Origin of the sequence: Pseudoduganella dura (genome assembly GCF_009727155.1) — a bacterium.
GTDB lineage: Bacteria > Pseudomonadota > Gammaproteobacteria > Burkholderiales > Burkholderiaceae_D > Rugamonas > Rugamonas dura.
In genome coordinates, this window is the sequence record NZ_WNWM01000002.1 from 1,431,422 (window position 1) to 1,452,663 (window position 21,242).

The 21,242-nt window shown below is 66.9% G+C and carries 17 protein-coding genes; 13 read left to right on the forward strand and 4 right to left on the reverse strand.

The genetic code is table 11. The annotated features are described in order from the left end of the window. Positions 1-39 precede the first annotated feature (39 nt). From GJV26_RS06435 to mgrA, 4 genes are all read left to right on the forward strand, one after another. Positions 40-1,065, forward strand: a complete 1,026-nt coding sequence (locus GJV26_RS06435) for a LacI family DNA-binding transcriptional regulator (RefSeq protein WP_155708105.1) — start codon at positions 40-42, stop codon at positions 1,063-1,065. Between the two features lie 187 nt (positions 1,066-1,252). Further along, positions 1,253-1,831 carry a superoxide dismutase [Fe] gene (gene sodB, locus GJV26_RS06440; RefSeq protein ID WP_155708106.1) on the forward strand — a complete coding sequence of 193 codons (579 nt, stop codon included), beginning with the start codon at positions 1,253-1,255 and terminating at the stop codon, positions 1,829-1,831. Positions 1,832-2,184: 353 nt separating this feature from the next. Continuing rightward, the gene (locus tag GJV26_RS06445; RefSeq protein ID WP_173346162.1) at positions 2,185-5,064 is read left to right on the forward strand and encodes a chitobiase/beta-hexosaminidase C-terminal domain-containing protein; all 2,880 of its coding nucleotides are present in this window, start codon (positions 2,185-2,187) and stop codon (positions 5,062-5,064) included. Positions 5,065-5,165: 101 nt separating this feature from the next. Further along, positions 5,166-6,203 (forward strand): L-glyceraldehyde 3-phosphate reductase, encoded by a 1,038-nt coding sequence (gene mgrA / locus GJV26_RS06450; RefSeq protein WP_155708108.1) that lies wholly within the window; start codon positions 5,166-5,168, stop codon positions 6,201-6,203. Between the two features lie 113 nt (positions 6,204-6,316). Here the strand turns inward: mgrA and GJV26_RS06455 are convergent, their stop codons facing one another. Then, entirely contained in the window at positions 6,317-7,069 is a 753-nt protein-coding gene (locus GJV26_RS06455) for an SDR family oxidoreductase (RefSeq protein WP_173346163.1), read from the reverse strand. 270 nt (positions 7,070-7,339) lie between these two features. Here GJV26_RS06455 and GJV26_RS06460 point away from each other — a divergent pair, with 270 nt between their 5' ends. Further along, positions 7,340-8,359, forward strand: a complete 1,020-nt coding sequence (locus tag GJV26_RS06460) for an SDR family oxidoreductase (protein ID WP_155708110.1) — start codon at positions 7,340-7,342, stop codon at positions 8,357-8,359. Between the two features lie 267 nt (positions 8,360-8,626). Continuing rightward, the gene (locus GJV26_RS06465) at positions 8,627-9,985 is read left to right on the forward strand and encodes an MFS transporter (protein WP_155708111.1); all 1,359 of its coding nucleotides are present in this window, start codon (positions 8,627-8,629) and stop codon (positions 9,983-9,985) included. 104 nt (positions 9,986-10,089) lie between these two features. On the opposite strand, the gene GJV26_RS06470 is transcribed toward GJV26_RS06465, so the two are convergent. After that, positions 10,090-10,488 (reverse strand): hypothetical protein, encoded by a 399-nt coding sequence (locus GJV26_RS06470; RefSeq protein ID WP_155708112.1) that lies wholly within the window; start codon positions 10,486-10,488, stop codon positions 10,090-10,092. A 243-nt stretch (positions 10,489-10,731) separates the two neighbouring features. Here GJV26_RS06470 and GJV26_RS29895 point away from each other — a divergent pair, with 243 nt between their 5' ends. From GJV26_RS29895 to GJV26_RS06500, 6 genes are all read left to right on the forward strand, one after another. After that, positions 10,732-11,010: a DUF4148 domain-containing protein gene (locus GJV26_RS29895; RefSeq protein ID WP_189441711.1), complete on the forward strand. Its 279-nt coding sequence runs from the start codon at positions 10,732-10,734 to the stop codon at positions 11,008-11,010. Between the two features lie 95 nt (positions 11,011-11,105). After that, positions 11,106-12,506, forward strand: a complete 1,401-nt coding sequence (locus GJV26_RS06480) for an efflux transporter outer membrane subunit (RefSeq protein WP_155708113.1) — start codon at positions 11,106-11,108, stop codon at positions 12,504-12,506. Positions 12,507-12,577: 71 nt separating this feature from the next. Further along, positions 12,578-13,072 carry a MarR family winged helix-turn-helix transcriptional regulator gene (locus GJV26_RS06485; protein ID WP_155708114.1) on the forward strand — a complete coding sequence of 165 codons (495 nt, stop codon included), beginning with the start codon at positions 12,578-12,580 and terminating at the stop codon, positions 13,070-13,072. A 36-nt stretch (positions 13,073-13,108) separates the two neighbouring features. Beyond that, on the forward strand, positions 13,109-15,286 hold the full coding sequence (locus GJV26_RS06490) for an FUSC family protein (protein WP_155708115.1): 2,178 nt from the start codon (positions 13,109-13,111) through the stop codon (positions 15,284-15,286). Then, the gene (locus GJV26_RS06495; RefSeq protein ID WP_155708116.1) at positions 15,276-15,476 is read left to right on the forward strand and encodes a DUF1656 domain-containing protein; all 201 of its coding nucleotides are present in this window, start codon (positions 15,276-15,278) and stop codon (positions 15,474-15,476) included. Before GJV26_RS06490 ends, GJV26_RS06495 begins: the two co-directional genes overlap by 11 nt. Positions 15,477-15,520: 44 nt before the next feature. Continuing rightward, on the forward strand, positions 15,521-16,402 hold the full coding sequence (locus GJV26_RS06500) for an HlyD family secretion protein (RefSeq protein WP_229427906.1): 882 nt from the start codon (positions 15,521-15,523) through the stop codon (positions 16,400-16,402). A gap of 105 nt (positions 16,403-16,507) precedes the next feature. On the opposite strand, the gene GJV26_RS06505 is transcribed toward GJV26_RS06500, so the two are convergent. Further along, positions 16,508-17,638 (reverse strand): LacI family DNA-binding transcriptional regulator, encoded by a 1,131-nt coding sequence (locus tag GJV26_RS06505; protein ID WP_155708117.1) that lies wholly within the window; start codon positions 17,636-17,638, stop codon positions 16,508-16,510. Between the two features lie 127 nt (positions 17,639-17,765). Continuing rightward, complete coding sequence (locus tag GJV26_RS06510; RefSeq protein WP_155708118.1) at positions 17,766-19,919, reverse strand: alpha-glucuronidase family glycosyl hydrolase; 2,154 nt, start codon at positions 19,917-19,919, stop codon at positions 17,766-17,768. A gap of 193 nt (positions 19,920-20,112) precedes the next feature. On the opposite strand from GJV26_RS06510, the gene GJV26_RS06515 reads away from it, so the two are divergent. Next, positions 20,113-21,231, forward strand: coding sequence for an endo-1,4-beta-xylanase (locus GJV26_RS06515; protein WP_155708119.1), 1,119 nt, complete (start codon positions 20,113-20,115; stop codon positions 21,229-21,231). Positions 21,232-21,242: the final 11 nt, after the last annotated feature.

A 21,242-nucleotide genomic window follows, 5' to 3' on the forward strand; every position in this document is an offset into this window, starting at 1 on the left:
ATGTTAATCTTGCCTGTCGGTACACCCACGAGATAACAATTGAACAAACCAACAGCGCCAGCAGTGGCAGCCGGGCCTTCGACCCTGCTCGACGTCGCCCGGGAGGCGGGCGTCTCACCGTCGACCGTATCGCGCATCCTGAACGGCACGGCCCGCGTATCCGACGACAAGCGGCAAGCCGTGATGAAGGCCATCGCGCGCACCAACTTCGCGCCGAACCTGATGGCGCAGGGCCTGAAAAAGGGCCGCTCGCACACGATCGGCATCATCGTGCAGGACATCTCGTCGCCGTTCTTCGACGAGACGCTGCACGGCGTCGACGACGGCCTGAAAGGCACCGGCTATGCGTCCGTCATCGTCACCGGCCACTGGAGCGCGCTGGAGGAAGCGGACCGGATCCGGCTGCTGCTGGCGCGCAAGGTGGACGGCATCATCCTGCTCTCCGGCAACCTGCCGGACGAAGAATTGCTGCACTTCGCCACGCAGCGGCCGATCGTCGTTACCGGCCGCGCACTCGATGCGCCGAATGCGCTGGGCTTCACGATGGACAACGAGCATGGCGCCTACCTGGCCGTGCAGCACCTGATCGAACTGGGCCACCGCCGCATCGCGTTCGTGTCGGGGCCGCCCAGCCATGCGGATGCATCGAGCCGCCTGCGCGGCTACCGCAAGGCGCTGGAAGGCGCCGGCATCGCCGTCGACCCGGCACTGGTCGTAGAAGGCAACTTCCACGAGAACAGCGGCCTGATCGCGATCAACCACCTGTTCGAGACGCGCCAGGAGTTTTCCGCCGTGTTCGCGGCCAACGACCAGAGCGCCTATGGCGTGCGGCTGGCCCTGTATCGCAAGGGCGTGCGCGTGCCGGAAGACGTGTCGCTGGTGGGTTTCGACGACCTGCCCGGTTCATCGTTCACCACGCCGCCGCTGACCACGGTGCGCCAGCCGCTGTACGAGATCGGCCTGACCGCGATCACCGCGCTGCTGCGGCTGATCAGCGGCGACCGGGTGCCCACGCGCGTACCGCCGGTCGAACTGGTGATCCGCGAGACCACGCTGCCGCGCTGACGCGCCTTGCACGGCACGGCGGCCTGGCGCAGTTATCTGAAGCAAGCGGGAAAACGCAGTCGATCCGATATACGCGGTCGCGCAGGCTCACTATTCGAAAGGGTTTCGGCAGGGCGGCGGGGGACGCATTACAATGATGGGCGTTTTGAAAACGTTGATTCTTCAGTCCCCTCATAAGGAAATACACATGGAACATACTCTGCCTCCCCTGCCGTACGCCAAGGATGCCCTGCTGCCGCACATCTCGGCTGAAACGCTGGAATACCACTACGGCAAGCACCACCAGGCTTACGTCACGAACCTGAACAACCTGATCAAGGGCACCGAGTTCGAGAACCTGTCCCTGGAAGAAATCATCAAGAAATCCTCCGGCGGCATCTTCAACAACTCCGCGCAGGTGTGGAACCATACGTTCTTCTGGCACTGCATGGCACCGAACGCCGGCGGCGCGCCGACCGGCCCGGTGGCCGACGCGATCAACGCCAAGTGGGGTGCGTTCGACAAGTTCAAGGAAGAATTCTCCAAGTCGGCCGTCGGCAACTTCGGTTCCGGCTGGACCTGGCTGGTGAAGAAGGCCGACGGTTCCGTCGACATCGTCAACACGTCGAACGCCGCCACGCCGCTGACCACCGAGAACAAGCCGCTGCTGACCGTGGACGTGTGGGAACATGCGTACTACATCGACTACCGCAACGCGCGTCCGAAGTTCGTTGAATCGTGGTGGAACCTGGTCAACTGGGAATTCGTGAACCAGAACTTCGCCTGAATGTGACGTGCTCCGGTTCCGGGGCACGGTTCGGCAAACGGCCCGCCTCGCGCGGGCCGTGTCGTTTGATCGGGGCGTTGTTCGCATTCACTGTGTAATGCTTCAAGGAATGGAAATTTTTCAGCAAACTGGCCCGACTTCCCGCGAAAAGCGCCTTGATCAGCCATAACCTTCGTAGCGCGACCGCTTCGTGGCCCCCTCCCTTCCCCGCTTTGCCTTGATATAGATCAAAGCCCAACCGTCCCTCCTGATCGCATGCTGGCGGTTCGCATCGATTACATTGGCTGGCAGGCAGCACCGCGCCTTCCTGAACGCCTCGAACCCATTCCGCAACCATGCGGCAGGAGACCGACATGAACCAGTTCCCCCGCGATTTCCCGCACACCCTCACCGGTTTCGGCGGCGATCCGTCCCTGAACCAGGCCCAGCACCGGGAAGCCTGCAGGAAATGCCCGGTCATCCTGATGCACGGCAACGGCGGCAATTCGGTGCATCCCAAGTACGGCATGGTGATCATGAAAGGGTTCCTGAAGGAGGCCGGCTACCAGGATTGCGAGTTGTGGTGCTGCGATTACCTCGGCGAAAACAACGAGGCCGCGCCGATACCGGGCGTGCACCGCGACCACATCGACGCCGTTCGCGGCTTCATCGACGACGTGCGTGCCTACCTGGGCGTGGCCAGGGTGGATTTCATCGGCCACTCGCTCGGTTGCGGGATGGTCAACGGCTACCTGCGGGGGCTGCAGCCGGACGGCCAGTGGAACAGCGCCGACCACCGCCTGCATGCGGCCGGAACCTTCGTCAGCCTGGCCGGCGCCCAGTACGGTCTCGGACAGTTCAGTTCGGACGAATTCCGCACGGGCGGCGAATTCGAAACGCTGTCGCATCAATTTCGCGACGTATCCAGCGACGACACCCCGTCCGGCAGCAGCGACAGCTCGGCACAGATCGCGCCGATCGACGCATGGAAGGTCGCCACGTCGCTGGACGACGACCTCGTCAATTATGTCGCCGTGATCGCGCGCGGCGACTTCGTCGACCAGCAGCATCGCGACACGAGCCGGCGCCACGGCGCCCATCTCAACCTGGTGCGCGACCTTGGCGCCGGGCTCGGCGGCCATGAAAAGGTCATCAAGAGCCAGGCCGTGTTCGACGCGTTCAAGGGTTACCTGAACCGCTATCCGCCCATCCCGCCGGTGACGTTCACGGTCGACAGGAACAGCGGCAACTACGGCACGAACCTGCAGGTCACCGTCACGGTATCGCCGCCCGGTGCCACGGTCGCCTATACCGCCCGCCGCGTCACGAAAGCCGTGACGGCGGGCTACCTCGCCGAGTCGGTGGCCGAAACGCTGGAAGGCGCGCTGCCGCACAACGGCACGCTGACACTGGCCCATGACGGCGCCTGGGACGTGCGCTTCTCGTCAGGCACCGGCGACGCGCTCGAACGCGCGTACGGCGTCAACGCAGCCATCCCGAACCTGACCATCGTTACACCGGAAAACCCGCCCTTCCAGGTCAGCCTGGAAGTGGTGACCAGCACCGACAAGGGAACGGTGTACTACAGTACCGACAAGGTGGGCTGGCTGGCGCAGTCCACGGTCTTCATCCGCGAAACCGCCACGCTGCATTTCATCGCGATCGATGCCGATGGCCTGGCGTCGCCCATCGTGTCGCGCTCGTTCCTGAAGAAGCCGGTGGAATTCGTGAAGGCCACGCTGACGGAGCATTTCCTCGCGCACCGGCTCGACGTGGGTGAATACGTCGACCTGACGGTGGAACTCGGCGGCAATGCCGTGATCACACTGTATTTCATCGACAACGACTGGGTGCGCGATCCCGACACGCCCGAAGTGGCGCCCGAGCCGCCGGGCATCACGCTGTCGGACGATTCCGGCGTCAAGACCGGGCCGTTTACGCTGACCGTGGCCGCGCACCATGCCACCGATGCGGCGCCGGCCATTCATTACACGCTCGATGGTTCCACGCCGACCCGCCGCTCGCGCGGCTTCACGTCGCCGGGGCGAATCGTGTTCGATACGGCCGGCACGAAAACACTGAAATGCCGTGCCCGCGACGCGGCGGGCAACTGGTCCGACACGGTAACCAGGACCTACCGGCTGGAGTTCGGCCACCAGCCTCCGGCGATCCGGTGCGACAGGCCCGGCGGCGTTTACGGACGCGCGTTCCATACCGTGATCTCCGGCCCCGACGAGCATGCCATCGTGTACTACACCGAAGACGGCTCCGACCCCGCCGATGGCCGGAACCCGGGCAGGAAATCCTTCGAAGGCAGCAAGCGCTTCCACATCCGCGGCAATGGTCCGCATGCGATCCTGTGCCATGCGAAGGACGGCGCCGGCGGCGAGACCGCCGGCGCCTTCGGCTGGCGGATCGACGATCACCGGTATCCGGAAACCCGGATCGCGCCATCGGCCGGCGGCAGCTTCGTCGACGGGGTCCGCATCGAACTGGAAGCCGCCGGACCGTGCGCATGGACCCGCTACACGCTCGACGGCAGCGAACCGTCGGACACCAACGGTGAAACCTATACGGCGCCGATCCTCCTCGACCGCTGCGCGCGCCTGCGCTTTCGTTCGATGGGCCCGGCGGGGCAGCTGGAACCGGTGCGCAGCGCGGACTTCATCGTGACCCGGCACCCGGACCAGCTGGCATTCGACAGCGACCCGCGGCACACCGGCTACCTGGTCGCCCGGCGCGGCGCCGGTGCCGGCGCTCCCGGCCACGCCGGCGAGGCGATATTCGCCGGCACGGGAAGCCTGCTCAGGATCGGCGACGATGGCGGCGGGCGCGCCGAGGCGAGGGCCTTCGTGCACTTCGACACCTCATCCCTGCCGGACAACGCGGCAATCGGCAATGCGTGCCTGGAAGTGACTTTCCATGGCAAGTCCGGCGATCCGTGGGGCGGCGGCGGGACGGTCGCGATCGACGTGCAACGCGGCTACTTCGGTTCGTCGCGCAACCTGCATGCGGGCGACTGGGATGCCGCGGCAACGGCCGAAGGCGTCGCGCAGATCGGCGGCTTGTCGCCCGGCACGTGCCGGTCCGACGATTTCTCCCAGGCCGGCCTGCAAGCGATCAACAGGGCGGGCGTCACGCAGATCCGGCTGCGGTTGACCGCTCCCGCCGGCGCGCCGTCCGGCGCCTGCCTGCTGCTCGAAGGGGGCGCGCAAGTCAGGCTGCATGTCACGCTGGCCAGCCCGGACCGGTAACGCCACGGCGGGGCAGCGCGGTGCGGCAAGCCGGCCTGCACCCGTGCTATCATCTTCCGAAAGCTCGCCGCCCGGCGGGCTTTTTCTTTGCTGGAGAAACGATGACCTACACCGCATCCCGCCACCGTTATGAAACGATGCAATACCGCACCTGCGGGCGCAGCGGCCTGAAACTGCCGGTGCTGTCGCTGGGCCTGTGGCACAACTTCGGCGATACCACGGCCACGGCCACGCAGCGCGACATGCTGCGCACCGCGTTCGACCACGGTATCACCCACTTCGACCTGGCCAACAACTACGGCCCGCCATACGGCAGTGCCGAAACGAACTTCGGCCGCATCTTCCGCGACGATTTCAAGCCCTATCGCGACGAGCTGATCATTTCCACGAAGGCCGGCTGGGACATGTGGCCCGGCCCCTACGGCCAGGGCGGCGGCTCGCGCAAGTACCTGCTGGCCAGCCTGGACCAGAGCCTGCAGCGCATGGGACTGGACTACGTGGACATCTTCTATTCCCACCGTTTCGATCCGGACACGCCGCTGGAAGAAACGATGGGCGCGCTGGCGCACGCCGTGCAGCAGGGCAAGGCGCTGTACGTGGGCATTTCGTCGTACTCCGCCGACAAGACCGCGGAAGCGCAGCGGCTGCTGGCGGAATGGAAGGTGCCGTGCCTGATCCACCAGCCGTCCTACAACATGCTGAACCGGTGGATCGAAACGGAGGGACTGCTCGACACGCTGGGCCGCCAGGGTATCGGCTGCATCACGTTCACGGCGCTGGCGCAGGGCATCCTCAGCGACAAGTACCTGAACGGCATCCCGCCCGATGCGCGCGTGAACCGCCCCGGCGGCGGCTCGCTGCTGCCGGCCCACCTGTCGGAGGAAAACCTGCGGCGCGTGCGCGGCCTGAACGATATCGCCAGTGCGCGCGGCCAGTCGCTGGCGCAGATGGCGCTGGCCTGGGTGCTGCGCGATCCGCGCATCACGTCCACGCTGATCGGCGCCTCCAACAGCGCGCAGATCCGCGAGAACATCGGTGCCCTGGAGTACCTTGCGTTCACCGATGAGGAACTGGCCGCCATCGATGCGCTGGCCCAGGAAGGCGGCATCAACCTGTGGGCCGGGTCGTCGGCGACCTGATCCCGGATGCGGCCGTGCACGGATGAGCCCGTGAATACCATGGGATCAACCCCGGAAGTGGACACGGCCGCGTCAGTAAATCACGGCCGCGTCAGTCGATCGCCGGACCGTCGTCAGACGATCCCGCCGTTGGCGCGCAGCGTCTGGCCGTTGACCCAGCTCCCCGGCCGCACCAGGAACGCCACCGCCTCGGCGATGTCTTCCGGCTGGCCCAGCCGCTCCAGCGGCGCCATCTTCGCCAGCCGCTCGACCTGCTCGTCCGTCTTGCCGGTCAGGAACAGGTCGGTCGCGGTCGGCCCCGGCGCGATCGCGTTGACGGTAATCCCCTTGCCGCGCAACTCCTTGGCGAGGATGTTCGTCATCGTCTCCACGGCCGCCTTGGTCGCGGCATAGACCGCATAGCCGGGCAGCGCCAGCCCGACCACGCTGGTGGAGAAATTGACGATGCGCCCGCCGTGCGCCATCCGCGTCGCGGCTTCGCGCAAACCGTTGAACGTGCCCTTCACGTTGACGGCGAACAGCCGGTCGAACGTGGCGTCGTCAGTGTCCGCGACGTGCGGCAATGCCGGGGGCAGGATGCCGGCGTTATTGACCAGCACATCGACGCGGCCGAAGCGTTCGATGGCCGCATCGAACAGCGTGCGCACGGCGGCGGGGTCGGCGACGTCGGCCTGCACGGCGGCCGCCCTGCCACCCTGCCCCTCGATCGCCGCCACCACCTGCGCGGCTTCCCGCGCACCGCCCGCATAGTTGACGATGACCGCGTAGCCGTCGGCGGCGAGGCGCTGCGCGATCGCCGCGCCGATGCCCCGCGATGCCCCGGTGACGATGGCGACCTGCCGCTCCGTGCTTGCTTGATTGTTCATTTCACTGCTTTGATTGCTCATTTAACGGCTCCGTGACTGGTTTCGATGCAGGCCAGTATGAATCATGCAGGGTTGCCGCGGGTGCGCGTGTTCGCCGACCGGCTGGCCGAAGCGATGGCCGGTGCCGCCGATCTTGACTGGCGGAATGGTGCGTCGTCCAGCGGGTGCCGCCGGGTACGATAGCGTTTCAGCAACGCGCACGCATCGGCCAACCGATAACCGGCGCGCATCAGCCAACCGATCACAGTCAATACGACGAAGGAGCACAGCATGCGTTTGAAACGACTCTCGGACCAGGTCATCGTCATCACCGGCGCCACCAGCGGCATCGGCCTGACCACGGCCCGCATGGCGGCCGCCCGCGGCGCGAAGGTGGTGCTGGCAGCACGCGGCGAGGAAGCCCTGGAACAGCTGGAACAGCAGTTGCGCCAGCGCGGCGCGGAAGCGCTGGCCGTGCCGACCGATGTCGGCAAGAAGGATGAAGTGCATGCGCTGGCCCAGGCCGCCATCAAGCGCTTCGGCCGCATCGATACGTGGATCAACAACGCGGGCATCTCGATCTTCGGCCGTGCCGAGGAAGTGACGGAAGAAGACAATCATCGCCTGTTCCAGACCAATTTCTGGGGCGTGGTGAACGGCTCCCTGGAAGCGGTGAAGCACCTGCGCAAGGATGGCGGCGCGCTGATCAACCTGGGCAGCGAACTGTCCGAGGTCGCCGTGCCGCTGCAGGGCATGTACGCCGCATCGAAGCACGCGGTGAAGGGCTACACGGATGCGCTGCGGATGGAGCTGGAGCATGACAAGCTGCCCATTTCCGTCACGCTGATCAAGCCCGCCGCGATCGACACGATGTTCTCGGTCCATGCGCGCAACTACATGGACGTGGAACCGAAGCTGCCCGAGCCGATCTACCCGCCGGAAATGGTGGCCGAGGCGATCCTGGACGCGGCGCAGCACCCGAAACGCGATGTCTTCGTCGGCAATGCGGCGAAAGCGAACGCCATCGGCGGCTTCACGCTGCCCAGCCTGTTCGACAAGCTGGGCGCCACGGCCATGTGGAACCAGCAGCGCACGAACAAGCCGTCGCGCTGGACCCGCAGCGACGCGCTGCACTCTTCCGACCCGCAGCAGGAACTGCAGCAGCGGCTCGGCACGCAAACGGTCGATGGGGGCACCACTTACCGCGCCAGGTCGCCTCTGAAGCTGGCACTGCTCGGTGGCGGCGCGCTGGCCGCGGCATGGTTCCTGACCCGCCAGAATGGCGAGGCGGGCCAGCGCGGCAACAGCTGACGCCGCAAGCAACAGGCACGCGAGGCCGGCCCGGAGTCATCCGGGCCGGCCTTTTTATTGGCGCTGCCGTAGTGGCTGAACAGTGCTTGCTGCGTGAGCCATCATTCGTGGCGAACTCTTGACGCAATAACCATCATTCACCAATCAAGTTTTTAACAATAAACCTCTTGCTCCGGTCAGATTGCAATCGCTATACTGCGCAATGTTGTACGACAACTGACAACCACCCCACCATAATCAATCCATAAGGGGCTTACCGGAGGCACCATGGGCAACAGCATTCCCAGTATCAAACCAACCCGCGCGCGCTGGACGATCCTCGCGATCCTGTTCATCGTCACCACCATCAATTACGCCGACCGTGCCACGATTTCGATCGCCGGCCCGGAACTGAGCAAGCAGCTGGGCCTGTCGCCGGTCGAGATGGGGCTGATCTTCTCGGCCTTCTCATGGTCCTATGTGCTATGCCAGCTGCCCGGCGGCTGGCTGCTGGACCGTTTCGGCACCAAGATCGTGTACTTCTTCTCGATCTTCCTGTGGTCGCTGTTCACGCTGGCCCAGGGCTGGGTCGGGTTCTTCAGCGGCGGCGCCGCCGTCGCCATGCTGTTCACGCTGCGGCTGATCGTCGGCGCGGCCGAGGCACCGTCGTTTCCGGGCAATAGTCGTCTGACAACCTCGTGGTTTCCAACCGCGGAACGGGGCACGGCGGCGGCCATCTTCAACTCGGCACAGTACTTCGCCACCGTGCTGTTCGCGCCGATCATGGGCTGGCTCGTGCATACCTACGGCTGGGAAAGCGTGTTCTTCGTGATGGGCTCGCTCGGCGTGCTGATGGCGTTCGCCTGGCTGAAATTCGTCCATGGCCCGCGCCAGCACCCGCGCGCGAACGCGGCGGAACTCCAGCATATCGAAAAAGGCGGCGCACTCGTCGACCTGGAAACGACCGGCCTGCTCGCCGCCGACCGGCCGCAGATCGACACCTGGTCGTGCCTGAAACAGCTGCTGTCTTCGCGCATGCTGCTGGGCATCTATATCGGCCAGTACAGCATCAACACGCTGACCTACTTCTTCCTGACATGGTTCCCCGTATACCTCGTCAAGGAACGCCACATGACGATCCTGAAGGCCGGCTTCATCGCCGCGCTGCCGGCGATCGCCGGCTTCCTGGGCGGGGTACTGGGCGGCATCATCTCGGACCGGATGATCAAGCGGGGCTACAGCACCTCGGTGGCGCGCAAGACGCCGATCATCGGCGGCATGCTGCTGGCCACCACGATGGTGCTGTGTAACTACGTGGAACAGGACTGGGTGGTGGTGGCCGTGATGGCGCTGGCATTCTTCGGCAAGGGCATCGGCGCGCTGGGCTGGGCCGTGGTCGGCGACACATCGCCAAGCCAGGCAGGCGGCATGAGCGGTTCGCTGTTCAACATGTTCGGCAACGTGGCCGGCATCACCACGCCGATCGTCATCGGCTTCATCCTGCAGGCCACCGGCTCGTTCTACGGCGCGCTCGTGTTCGTCGGCGCCAACGCGCTGGTGACGGTGCTGTGCTACCTGTTCCTGGTGGGCGAGATCAAGCGGTTCGAGTTCAGCAAGCCGGTGATCAAGACGGCCGCCGCTGCCTGACGACGGATTGCAAGACGTAAAACGGGGCCTGGCGGCCCCGTTTTACGTTCCCTGCGCGTTTTGTGCGTGTTACCCGCGCGGCATCTCCGCCGCGCCTGCCTGCATCACGCGCCGCGTTCGATATCGTCCGCTTCGCGTTCGCCGTCCAGCGTTACGGTTTCGATATGGTCGACGTCGATGTCGGCGCCATCCGGTGCCGTGGTATCGCGGCCGGCCGTCGCCCGCTCGCCGGTGCCGCCCGAATCGGAATCGCTGTCGAGATCGGCGTCACCCAAGTCCGGCCCCGCCGTGCCGCCGGCCGTGCCCAGGTCGTCATCCTCGTTGGTACCGCCGTCGAGATTGGTTTCCTCGATCTGCTGGGCCAGCCCGGATCCGCCCTGGACATCGCTGCCGGAATCGGACGTATCGCTGGGTCCGAGCGCCCCGGTGCCGTGGCCGCGGCCCAGCACGCGGTCCGGCGCGGTCGGAAAGTTATCGGGATCGAGTGTGCTGCTGCCTGACATAGTGCCTCCTGTTGATTGCGTGGCCGCCACTGCGGCGTTGCAAAGACTGTAACAGCCCGATCCGAACCACGTCGCACTTCAGAACCCATACCCTTGTCGCTCCGGCCGTTCCCGATGCGATTCCAAAACTCGCCCGGCGAATGTCCGGCACCCATTCAGGCGCTGAATCTCACATATCAAAAAACGTTATTTCAGTAATGAATAATTCAGGCATATACTGTGTTCATCAACTGGAGGAACATCATGAAAACCGCAACCACCCTGATCGCCGCTTTGACCCTTGCCTCGGCCGGTGCCGCTTTTGCCGCGGAAGAACCTGCCAACGCGGCTGCCGTCGCCACCTCGACCGCCGCTGCCGCCGGCACGACCACGGTCGCCATCACGCAGCAGGCACCCAGGCAGCAGGGCCGGACCCGCGCCGAAGTGAAGGCGCAAGTGATCGCCGCGCGCAGGAACGGCACGCTGATCGAAACCGAAGCCGACATGGACGTCGCCCAGACCCGCAAGCACTACGCACAGTAAAACCCCTGCAGTCAGCGCCGATGCCGCGTGCCGCCCGAATTTCGCCGCCGTGTTCGCCGCGGCCGGCCCCCGCTTTTGCCGGTACTGTCGCCATCATGTTCGCACTGGTCCTTGCCGGTTGCGCGGACATGGGCAATGTCAAGCCGCAATCGCACCTGTTGCCGGCCAATGACCTGGCGGCCGGTGCCGCGATCGGCGCCGCCGTGGCGCCGGATGCGAAATGGCCGGCCGAACAGTGGTGGCATGCCTTCGGCGATCCGCAGCTCGACCGGCTGATGGACGCGGCGCTGGCCGGCAATCCCGGCCTGAAGGCGGCGCAGGCGCGCGTGCGGCAAGCCGCCGCGCTTGCGGACCTGGTCGATGCCGCCGGCAAGCCACAGCTCGCCGCCAACGCGGGCACCACCCGCGAACGCTTTGCGGCCCATGCTTCCGTGCCGGCACCGCTGGCCGGCAACTGGGCCTGGTACAACTCGGCCACGCTGAACGGCTCGTACGACCTGGACCTGTGGGGCCGCCATCACGACATGCTGGCCGCCGCGCTGGGCGATGCGCGCGCCGCCGCGGCCGAAGCGCAGATGGCGCGCCTGTCGCTGCAGGCCGCGGTGGTGCGCACCTACATCCAGCTGTGGTACCGCCATGCATTGCAGGACAGCATTGCCGACAGCCTCGCGCAGCGGCACCGGATCCTCGAGATCGTGCGCCGCCGGCAGGCTGCCGGGCTGGCCAGCATGATCGACGTGGCCACCATCGAAAACACGTTGCCGGCTGGCCGGCGCGAGCACGAGCAGGTCGGCGAATCGATCGCGGTGCTGCGCAACCAGCTGGCGGCACTGGTCGGCAAGGGACCGGGCGACGCCGAGACGATCGCCCGGCCAGCGCCGGCCCTGCGGCAGGCCGCCACGCTGCCCGGTGCACTGCCTGCGGAACTGCTGGGCCGTCGCCCCGATATCGCCGCCATGCGCTGGCGCGTCGAGGCAGCCGGCAAGCGCATCGAGGGGGCCCGCGCGGCGTTCTATCCGAACCTGAACCTGGTCGCATTCGCCGGCCTGCAGTCGTTCGGCTTCACCCGTTTCTTCGACGCATCGGCCCGCACGCTCGGTTTCACGCCGGCGTTCAACCTGCCCATCTTCGAAGGGGGCCGGCTGCGCAGCCAGCTGGCGGCCGAAACAGCCGCGTACGACGCGGCCGTCGAACAATACAACGGCACGCTGGTCGGCGCCCTGGCCGAGGTGGCAAATGTTGTAGCAAAGATACAGTCATCGGATGAACAGCAACACCTTGCCGAGCATGCGCTGGCCACCGCCAGCCGGGCACATGCGCTGGCCGACAAGGCGTACCGGAGTGGCATCACGGATGCTACCGACGCCCTGCGGGCACAGCTGTTATTGCTGGGTGAACGGGACCAGCTGCTGCGCGTGGAAAGCGAGCGGCTGGACAATTATGCGAGCCTGATGGCGGCGCTCGGCGGGGGTGCCGGAATGGAGGAAGGCATCTAAAAACAATTTACCTTTGTGCAACCACTAGTACAATCCATGTATTGACAGATCTATTGCACAGGAGTGCGCCAATGAGCAGTTTTGACGCGACAAACAAGCGGTTGAAGACCATCCACGAACGGATGCCGGCATTTCCGGAAGACTTGATGCGCTTGCTCCGCATGACCTACCACGTGCAAAAACGCATGAAGGACTTGTCGAACGCGGTGCTGCGCAAGTACGACCTGGTCGATGCCAGCTACATGGTGCTGGCGGTGCTGTACGGCTCGGAGAATGAAACATCCACCGCCTCGACGCTGGGCGAGGCATGCATGGAAAAGCCGGCCAACCTGACGCGGGTGTGCAACGACCTGGAAACGCAGGGGCTGATCACGCGTGGCAACCGCCCTGGCGACCGCCGCTGCGTGATGATCTCGCTGACCGACAGCGGCCGCAGCCTGATCGAGCAGGTGATGCCCGAAGTGTGGGGCCGCACCACGCGCGCCTATGAGGGCCTTTCGGCGGAAGACCTGCGCTTGCAGGAGCAGCTGTTTGCCCGGCAGCTGGAAAACCTGGACAACATATAACGGTCCCTTGCTGCGGCGGGGCTGTTCAAGAAGAACATGACACCCGAACCCGCAGCCCCCTCCGCCCTTCCTTGCCTGCACTGGCTGCGCCGCGAACTGCGCGGCTGGGCCGACGCCGACGGCGAGCGCGTGCTGTTCGTCGTGCGCACGCTGGCCGCCGCGTATGCCGCGCTGTGGCTCGCGTTCCGCCTCGGGCTCGATTCGCCGGCCACGGCGATGACCACGACCTTCGTGCTCGCGCTGCCCTCCTCCGGCCAGGTGCTGGAAAAGGCGCTGTACCGCCTGCTGGGCACGATCGTCGGCTGCGCCGCGGCACTGGCTCTTACCGCGCTGTTCCCGCAGCAGGCGCCGCCGCTGTTCGCCGGCCTGGCGCTGTGGATCGCGCTGTGCACGGCCGGCGCCTCGATGCACCGCAACCAGCAGTCCTACAGCTTCGTGCTGGCCGGGTACACGGCCTGCATGATCGTCGTGCCCGCGCTCGATGCGCCGGCGGGCGTGTTCGCGCTGGCGGTCACGCGCACCACCGGCGTCGGCCTGGGCGTGCTGGTGGCGGCGGCCGTGCACGACGTACTGCTGCCCCGCCGCCAGGGCCTGCAGGTCATGCGCACCGTGCAGGCGCGCCATGACCGCTTCCTCGGCTTCTGCCGGGAGGTGCTCGAACACCGGCTGCCGCCCGCCGAAGCGGAGCTGAACCACCTGCGTTTCGCGGCGGACATCGCGGCACTGGAATCGGGCCGCGCGGCCGCATTCTTTGAAGCCGGTCCGGCGCACACGCGCCAGCTGCACGCCTTCAACGGCGCCTTCATGACGGCGCTGACCACCTTCCATACGCTGCATCGGCTGCTGCACCGGCAACGGCACGAAACCGCCTCGCCCGTGCCGGCGCTGATCGAACCGCTGGAGGCACTGGTCGCGCAGGCACTGGCCCCGGGTGCCGATGCTTCGCTCGCCGGCCTGCCCGCCGCACTGGAACAGGCGGCCGGAGCCGGCCGCGCAGAGCTGCCCGCGGACGACGGCGCAGATGCCCGCCGCTGGCGCATCGACTTCGATACCGCCGCCAAACTGGCCGCGCGCTTCGCGCACGACCTGGCAGCATTCAACGGCATCCACGACAGCCTGGCGCACAGGAAGTGCATGCAGGTCAGCGAGCCGCTGGCGTACGCGCCGAAGACGCCGCCCGGCATCGTTGCCGCCAGCGGCCTGCGCGCCGCCTGCGCGATGCTGGCCGCCGCCACGCTGTGGTACTGGCTGGCGTGGCCGGCGATGGCCAACGCACTGGTCATGACCACCATCTTCTGCGCCCTCGCATCGGGCTCGCCGCGCCCCACGGCGATGGTCAGGCAGGTGCTAACCGGCTTCGTGATCGGCGCCCCGCTCATCTATGCCACCGAGTTCCTGCTCGTCGCGCGGGCCGACGGCTATCCGATGATGATGCTGGCCACGGCGCCGCTGCTGGCCTTCGCCGCCTGGCTGATGACCGATCCGAAACGCGCCGGCGTGGGCATCGGCATGGCGATGTTCAGCAGCCAGTTCCTGGCACCGGCGAACGTGATGCACTATGACGCCGGTGCCGTCATCAACAACATGCTGAGCCAGCTCGGCGGCGTGCTGCTGGCCTTCGTGATCTTCCACGTGGTGCTGCCCGGGCACACGATGGGCAACCGCGCGCACGTGGCGGCGGCGCTGTGGCGCGAAGCGCTGGCGGCGTGCACGGCGCGGCTGCGCGGCCGCGGCGAACGGCTGCGGCACCGCTTCGACAACCGGGTGCGCGACCTGCTGGCGCAGCTGAACGCGGCGGCCGGTTCCGCGCCGTCGCCGGAAACGCGCGCGGTGGTGCGCCAGGGCCTGACGTTGCTGGAGCTCGGCCATGCCATCATCGAGCTGCGCACGCTGTTGCGCGCGACCAGTCCCGGCCCCGTTGCCGGGGTGCTCGACGGCACGCTGCGCGCACTGGCCGCCTGGCTGGCCGCGCCGCGCGAGGACACCCGCACCGCCGCGATCTACGCCGTGCAGGCCGCCGGCCCCACCGTGCGCGCCGGCCTGGACAAAGCCGCCGGCGACGATGCGGCACGCCTGCGGCTCGCGCTGACCGGCCTGCACTCGATCCATACCTCGCTGCTGGACCAGGCGCCGCAGCCCCTGCCCGCCGCTACCGCTGTTGCCGCTCCTGCTGTCCCACCCGTCAACCCGAATGGAACCCCCGATGCCCCGTGAACTGTCGATCTTCGGCCTGCTGATCCCCACCCTGCTGCCGCTGTTCTTCGCCAGCATGCTGCTGCAGGGCGTGCTGGACCGGCTGCTGGGCGCGGCCGGCGTGTATCGCCACATCTGGCATCCGGCGCTGGCGCGCCTGGCGCTGTTCGCCTGCATTTTCGGCGGCCTGACCGCCGCCCTGTACCACTGACGCTACGTTCCCTTCTTCATCAACCTCAACCGGAAAACCTCACCGTGACCTTCGCCGTCAAGCTCTTTCGCACCCTCGTCACCCTGCTGCTCGCCGCCGCCGCGCTGTATGCCGGCAAGGCGGGCTGGGACCACTACATGGAATCGCCATGGACGCGCGACGCCCGCGTGCGGGCCGACGTGGTGACGATCGGCGCCGACGTGGCCGGCGTTGTCACCGGGGTGCGCGTGCGCGACAACCAGTTCGTGCAAAAGGGCGACGTGCTGTTCACGGTGGATGACGAGCGTTACGAGAGCGCGCTGGCTTCCGCCGATGCCGCGCTGGCCGCGCAGCATGTGGAAAAGACGCGCCGCGGCAGCGAGGCGAAACGACGCGCCGGCCTGGACGACGACGTGATCCCGCTCGAGAGCCGCGAGTCGGCCGCCTATGCCGCCGGTACCGCCGGCGCCCAGTACCGCGGCGCGCTGGCCGCGCGCCGGCTGGCGAAGCTGAACCTCGAACGCACGGTGGTGCGCGCCCCCGTTTCCGGCTACGTCACGAACCTGCACGTGCACCCGGGAGACTTCGCCGCCGTGGGCGCGCCGAAGCTGGCGCTGATCGACGGCGCGTCGTATTACGTGATGGGTTATTTCGAGGAGACGCGACTGCCGCTGCTGAAGGCGGGCGCCCTCGTCGACGTGCGGATGATGGATGGCGTGGCGCTGCGCGGCCACATCGAAAGCATCGCCCGCGGCATCACCGACCGCGACGCCGCCACCGGCCGCGAACTGCTGGCCGACGTGAACCCCACGTTCAACTGGGTACGCCTGGCCCAGCGCATCCCGGTGCGCATCGCCCTCGACACCGTGCCGAAACACGTGCCGCTGGTCGCCGGCACCACATGCACAGTGACGATCACGCAGCCGCCACGCAAGAAAGTTGCCTGAAACCGGGGGTGGAGCAGGGGTTTCGCGGAGCATGCTCCGCGCCTGCGAAACGGTGCAGGCTTGCAAGCCTGCACTCCTCCCAGACGGAATTCCTGAAAATGCTCGTCAGCTCTCGGCCCCCTTGCCGCCCAGCTTCGGCCGCCGCCGCGGGGCGGCATCCGACTGGCGCCGGATCAGCGAGAAGTCCATTACGATATGCTCCGGGGCCTGCACGGCGCCATCGCGCTGGGCGCGGATTTGCCGGACCAGGAACTGCACCGCCATTTCCGCCATCTGCGCGATCGGCTGGCGCACGGTGGTCAGCTCCGGCCAGATCGTGGTGGCCAGCGCCGTATCGTCGAAGCCGGCCACGGTCAGGTCGCCCGGCACATCGAGGCCCAGGCGGTGGGCGATGGCCACGGCGGCGGCGGCCATGTCGTCGTTGCTGGCGAAGATCGCCGTGGGGCGCTGCGCCAGGCCCAGCAGGATCTCGGCCGCGTCGAGGCCGGAACGGTACGTGAACATGCCCTGCACCACCAGCTCGGCCGCGCCGTCGGCGCCCTTGTCGGCGATCGCGGCACGGTAGCCTTCGAGCCGGCGCGCGGAAGCGGTCTGGTTCGGGTGGCCGATGATGAAGCCGATGCGGTGGTGGCCCAACGCGATCAGGTGGCTCGTCATCTCGTAGGCGGCATGGTAGTCGTCGATGGAGACGGCGCCCACGCGCAGGTCCGGCTGGCCGCAGGCGACGGTGGCCGCCGGCATGTCAGCCTGCGCGATCAGTTCGATCAGTTCGGGCGTATCGCACAGCGGGGGCGGCAGGATGATGCCGTCGACGCCGTTCTCGATCAGGCGGCGCGAATGCGCTTCCCACGTGTGCCCGTCCTCGCAGTTTTCCACCACGAGCTGCACGTTATGGATGCTGGCCTGGTTCAGCAGGCCGACAAGGAACTCGCTCAGGTAGCCGGCCGACGGGTTCGAATACAGGAAGCCGATGCGGATCGCGCGCGCCCCGGCGAGGCGGCGCGCGGCCTGGTTCGGCACATAGTTCAGCGCCGCCACGGCCTCGTCGACCTTGCGCCGCGTGGCCGGGCGCACGTTCGGGTCGCCGTTCATCACGCGCGATACCGTCATCGGCGACACGCCGGCCAGCTTGGCGACGTCGGACATCGTCGGCACGCCGGGCTTCTCGCCTTTGCGCGCCACCGGCGCCGCCCCATCCCCCGGCGTGCCATGCGCCTTCGCCTGTATTTTCGTCATCGGACTGTACTTATCGAATTGTTATTCGCGGACTCTAACATACGCGCTTCCAGGCGTATCCGCAGCCGGCATTCTAGCATTCGGGGGAGCCGATGTTTGCGCGCACATCGGCCCTTTATCCCGATTTTCAGTGATGCCCGGCGGCGTACGGGAACTTGATCGCCTTGTACTGTTCCAGCGTGCGCTCCGGCTTCTTCACGCCCGGCGGCAGCGGCAGCCCGGAGACGGACTGGAAGTACGCCAGCGAGGCATCGCGCCACCAGCGCGCCTCCTTCACCTGGGTATCCAGCCGCTGTGCGACCTCGTCGTAACGGCGCTCGTCGACCAGCGGCTTCAGCTTCTCCCAACGGGCCCGCAAGCCTTCCGCCTCGGTCACGCCGCGGTCGTAACGCGCGACGAGTTCATTCCACAGCGTGCGGCCGGACGGCATCGCGTAATCCCACGGCAGGTGGTGGAACCACAGCAGCAACTGTTCCGGCGTGGTGCGCGGATCGGACCAGCGCGCCGCCACGCCCGGCGCATACTGCGCCAGCGCCTTGCTGCCGCGCGCGGTGCGGTCGAAGCCGATGCCCTCCTTGTCGGCCTTGTGGTAGTAGGTAGGGTTCCAGTCGGGCCGGCCCAGGTTGTCCACCCACGGGCCGGGGCCATGGTGGTGGCCGGTATCCATCAGGTGGTGCAGGCCGAGCGGCGTCATGTAGTCCACCACCGCCTCGCGCGAGCGCATCATCATGTCGACGATCTGCGCCACGGCCTGCGGATCGCGGCTGAAGGTCTGCGCCGCCCACTCGCGCGCGAAGGCGCGCGAGTCGCCCTGCGGATCCCACGCGAAGCGGCCGTAGGCATACCAGTTGGCCTGGTCGAAGTGCGAGCCGCTCCAGGTGCGCGAGCTGCCGATGTTGGCCACGCCGGCCATGCCGGTGGGGCGCTTGCCGTGCTCCGTGTCCTCGAGCACCTGGGCGACGGTGAGGCCGCCCGGGCGCTGCATCGTGTCGGCCTTCAGCACTTCCTCGAACAGCGGGCCCAGGTAGGCCATGTGCATCGCGAAGCCCAGGTATTCCTTGGTGATCTGGAACTCCATCATCAGCGGCGTGTGCGGCATGGCGCCGAACAGCGGGTGGAACGGTTCGCGCGGCTGGAAGTCGATCGCGCCGTTCTTCACCTGCACCATCACGTTCGGGGCGAACTTGCCGTCCAGCGGCTTGAATTCGTCGTAGGCCTGCTTGGCGCGGTCGTCCGGTTTTTCCGCCGCGTACACGAATGCGCGCCACATCACGATGCCCTTGTGCGGCGCCAGGGCGGCGGCCAGCATGTTGGCGCCGTCGGCGTGGGTACGGTGGTAATCCTGCGGGCCGGGCTGGCCTTCCGAATTGGCCTTGACGAGGAAGCCGCCGAAGTCGGGAATCACGCGGTAGATTTCGTCGGCCTTGGCGCGCCACCATGCCGCCACTTCCGGCGCCAGCGGATCGGCCGTCTTCGTTTCCTTTAGCTCGAGCGGCGTGGACCAGCGCGCCGACAGGTAGACCCTGATGCCGTACGGCCGCAGCACATCGGCCAGCGCGGCCACCTTGGCGATCCATGGCGCGGTCAGGATCTCGGCCTTCGAATTCACATTGTTCAGCACCGTGCCGTTGATGCCCAGCGACGCATTGGCGCGCGCATAGTCGACATATTGCCGGTCGCGGATATCCGGCAGCTCCCACCAGTTCCAGATCGACTGGCCCGAGTAGCCCCGTTCCACCGTGCGGTCCAGGTTGTCCCAGTGGTTCAGCACGCGCAGCTGCAGTTTCGGCGCCGAGCGTTCGTCGATGGCGGCGAGCGCCTTGCCGGTGCCGATCGCGCGCAGCAGGCCGAAGGCGCCGTACAGCAGGCCGATATCATCGTTCGCCGCGATCACCGTCACGCGCTTGCCCGCCAGCGTGGCGCTTTTCAGCAGGTAGCCTTCGCGGCCCAGCTCCGCCAGGCCGTCGGCCTTGAAACCCTGCGGCAGCGCGCCCGACTTCGCCAGCACGATGGCGCCGTCGGCCACCTGCGTGCCCGAACCGGGCGTCTTGCCCGTCATGCCCTGCAGGCCACGGCGCAGTTCGTCGATGGCGGCGCGGACCGTGGGCGATGCCGCGCCGTTGTAGACGATGGCCCTGACGTGCTGCTGCACCTGGCCGGCTTGTTGCAATGGACGGTACCGCAACCAAAGCTCGTAGCCGTCCTCTTCCACCGCATGCGCGGGCGCCAGCACGACCACCAGCGACAATACCGCCGCCAGCGCTCCGCCGACAATCCGCATTTTGTCTCCTGCGCCGCGTGCTCGGGCACAGACCGCAGTAGCACTGGCGCTGCCAGCGCTCCGGTTCCAAATCCACATGTTGTCTCCGTTGTTTTTTGGTAGCGCAACCGTTTGCACCGTTTTCGATGTTAGCGTAACCTTCAAGCGCACGCCACATAAATAAACACGGCCATCGAGCCGTACAGGAGACAACATGACCACCAACCGCCGCGACGTGCTGCGCCTCTTGGCCGGCACCGCCTGCGCCGCCACCCTGACTCCGCTGTTCGCCGCCGACCCGCAGCCGTTGAAGGCCATCGGCGCGGCCAAGGGGCTACGTTTCGGGAATGCCCTCGGCTACAAGTACTTCAAGGATCCCGCGCACCGCGCATTGATGGCGCGCGAATGCAATGTCATCGTGGCCGAGAACGAGACCAAATGGCCGGCCCTCGAACCGAAGAAGGGCCAGTTCAACTTCGGCCCGGCCGACGAAATGTACGCATGGGCCCGCAAGGAAGGCATGCAGGTGCGCGGTCACAACCTTGTGTGGCAGCCGGAGAAATGGCTGCCGGCATGGGTCGCCGCGCACGACTTCGGCCAGGGCTCCCGCGAAGCCGAGCGCCTGCTGCGCGAGCACATCACCACTGTCTGCAAGCATTACGGCACCGCTATCTACAGCTGGGACGTGGTCAACGAGGCGGTCGACCCGACCACGGGCGGCATGCGCGCCAACGTGTTCACGCAGCGGATGGGCGCGGTCGAGCAGGTCGACTTCGCGTTCCGCGTGGCACGCGAACAGGCGCCCCACGCGCAGCTGGTCTACAACGACTACATGCGCGAGGATGCCGGGAGCGCGAAGCACCGCGCGGGCGTATTGACGTTGCTGCGCGAGCTCAGGAAACGCGGCACGCCGGTGCAGGCGCTGGGCATCCAGAGTCATATCGGTTCCTGGGACGACGTCCGGCAGCAAACCGACCCGTTGCGCGACTGGCGCGCCTTCCTCGATGAAGTAACGGGCATGGGCCTCGACCTCCTGATCACCGAGTTCGACGTCAACGACCGCATGCTGCCGGCCGACTTCGCGATGCGCGACGCCGGCGTGGCCGCGCTGGCGAAGGATTACCTCGACGTCACGCTCTCCTACCCGCAACTGAAGGACTTCCTGCTGTGGGGGCTGTCCGACAATGTCAGCTGGCTGCAGACGTGGGACGAGGCCCCGCGCAAGGACAAGCTGCCGCAACGGCCCTGCCCTTACGACGGCCAACTGCGCGCCAAGCCGCTGCGCGACGCCATCGCCGCCTCGCTGCGGGCGATGCCGCAACGCACCGCCTGACGTCAACTGCC

What these genes read in the sequence shown, in the direction of transcription:
- GJV26_RS06505 (WP_155708117.1), bottom strand. Translation starts at nt 17,638, where the DNA reads ATGACGAAAATACAGGCGAAGGCGCATGGCACGCCGGGGGATGGGGCG.
- GJV26_RS06460 (WP_155708110.1), top strand. Translation starts at nt 7,340, where the DNA reads ATGCGTTTGAAACGACTCTCGGACCAGGTCATCGTCATCACCGGCGCC.
- GJV26_RS06465 (WP_155708111.1), top strand. Translation starts at nt 8,627, where the DNA reads ATGGGCAACAGCATTCCCAGTATCAAACCAACCCGCGCGCGCTGGACG.
- GJV26_RS06515 (WP_155708119.1), top strand. Translation starts at nt 20,113, where the DNA reads ATGACCACCAACCGCCGCGACGTGCTGCGCCTCTTGGCCGGCACCGCC.
- GJV26_RS06480 (WP_155708113.1), top strand. Translation starts at nt 11,106, where the DNA reads ATGTTCGCACTGGTCCTTGCCGGTTGCGCGGACATGGGCAATGTCAAG.
- GJV26_RS06490 (WP_155708115.1), top strand. Translation starts at nt 13,109, where the DNA reads ATGACACCCGAACCCGCAGCCCCCTCCGCCCTTCCTTGCCTGCACTGG.
- GJV26_RS06445 (WP_173346162.1), top strand. Translation starts at nt 2,185, where the DNA reads ATGAACCAGTTCCCCCGCGATTTCCCGCACACCCTCACCGGTTTCGGC.
- GJV26_RS06510 (WP_155708118.1), bottom strand. Translation starts at nt 19,919, where the DNA reads ATGCGGATTGTCGGCGGAGCGCTGGCGGCGGTATTGTCGCTGGTGGTC.
- GJV26_RS06455 (WP_173346163.1), bottom strand. Translation starts at nt 7,069, where the DNA reads ATGAACAATCAAGCAAGCACGGAGCGGCAGGTCGCCATCGTCACCGGG.
- mgrA (WP_155708108.1), top strand. Translation starts at nt 5,166, where the DNA reads ATGACCTACACCGCATCCCGCCACCGTTATGAAACGATGCAATACCGC.
- GJV26_RS06470 (WP_155708112.1), bottom strand. Translation starts at nt 10,488, where the DNA reads ATGTCAGGCAGCAGCACACTCGATCCCGATAACTTTCCGACCGCGCCG.
- GJV26_RS06485 (WP_155708114.1), top strand. Translation starts at nt 12,578, where the DNA reads ATGAGCAGTTTTGACGCGACAAACAAGCGGTTGAAGACCATCCACGAA.
- GJV26_RS29895 (WP_189441711.1), top strand. Translation starts at nt 10,732, where the DNA reads ATGAAAACCGCAACCACCCTGATCGCCGCTTTGACCCTTGCCTCGGCC.
- sodB (WP_155708106.1), top strand. Translation starts at nt 1,253, where the DNA reads ATGGAACATACTCTGCCTCCCCTGCCGTACGCCAAGGATGCCCTGCTG.
- GJV26_RS06495 (WP_155708116.1), top strand. Translation starts at nt 15,276, where the DNA reads ATGCCCCGTGAACTGTCGATCTTCGGCCTGCTGATCCCCACCCTGCTG.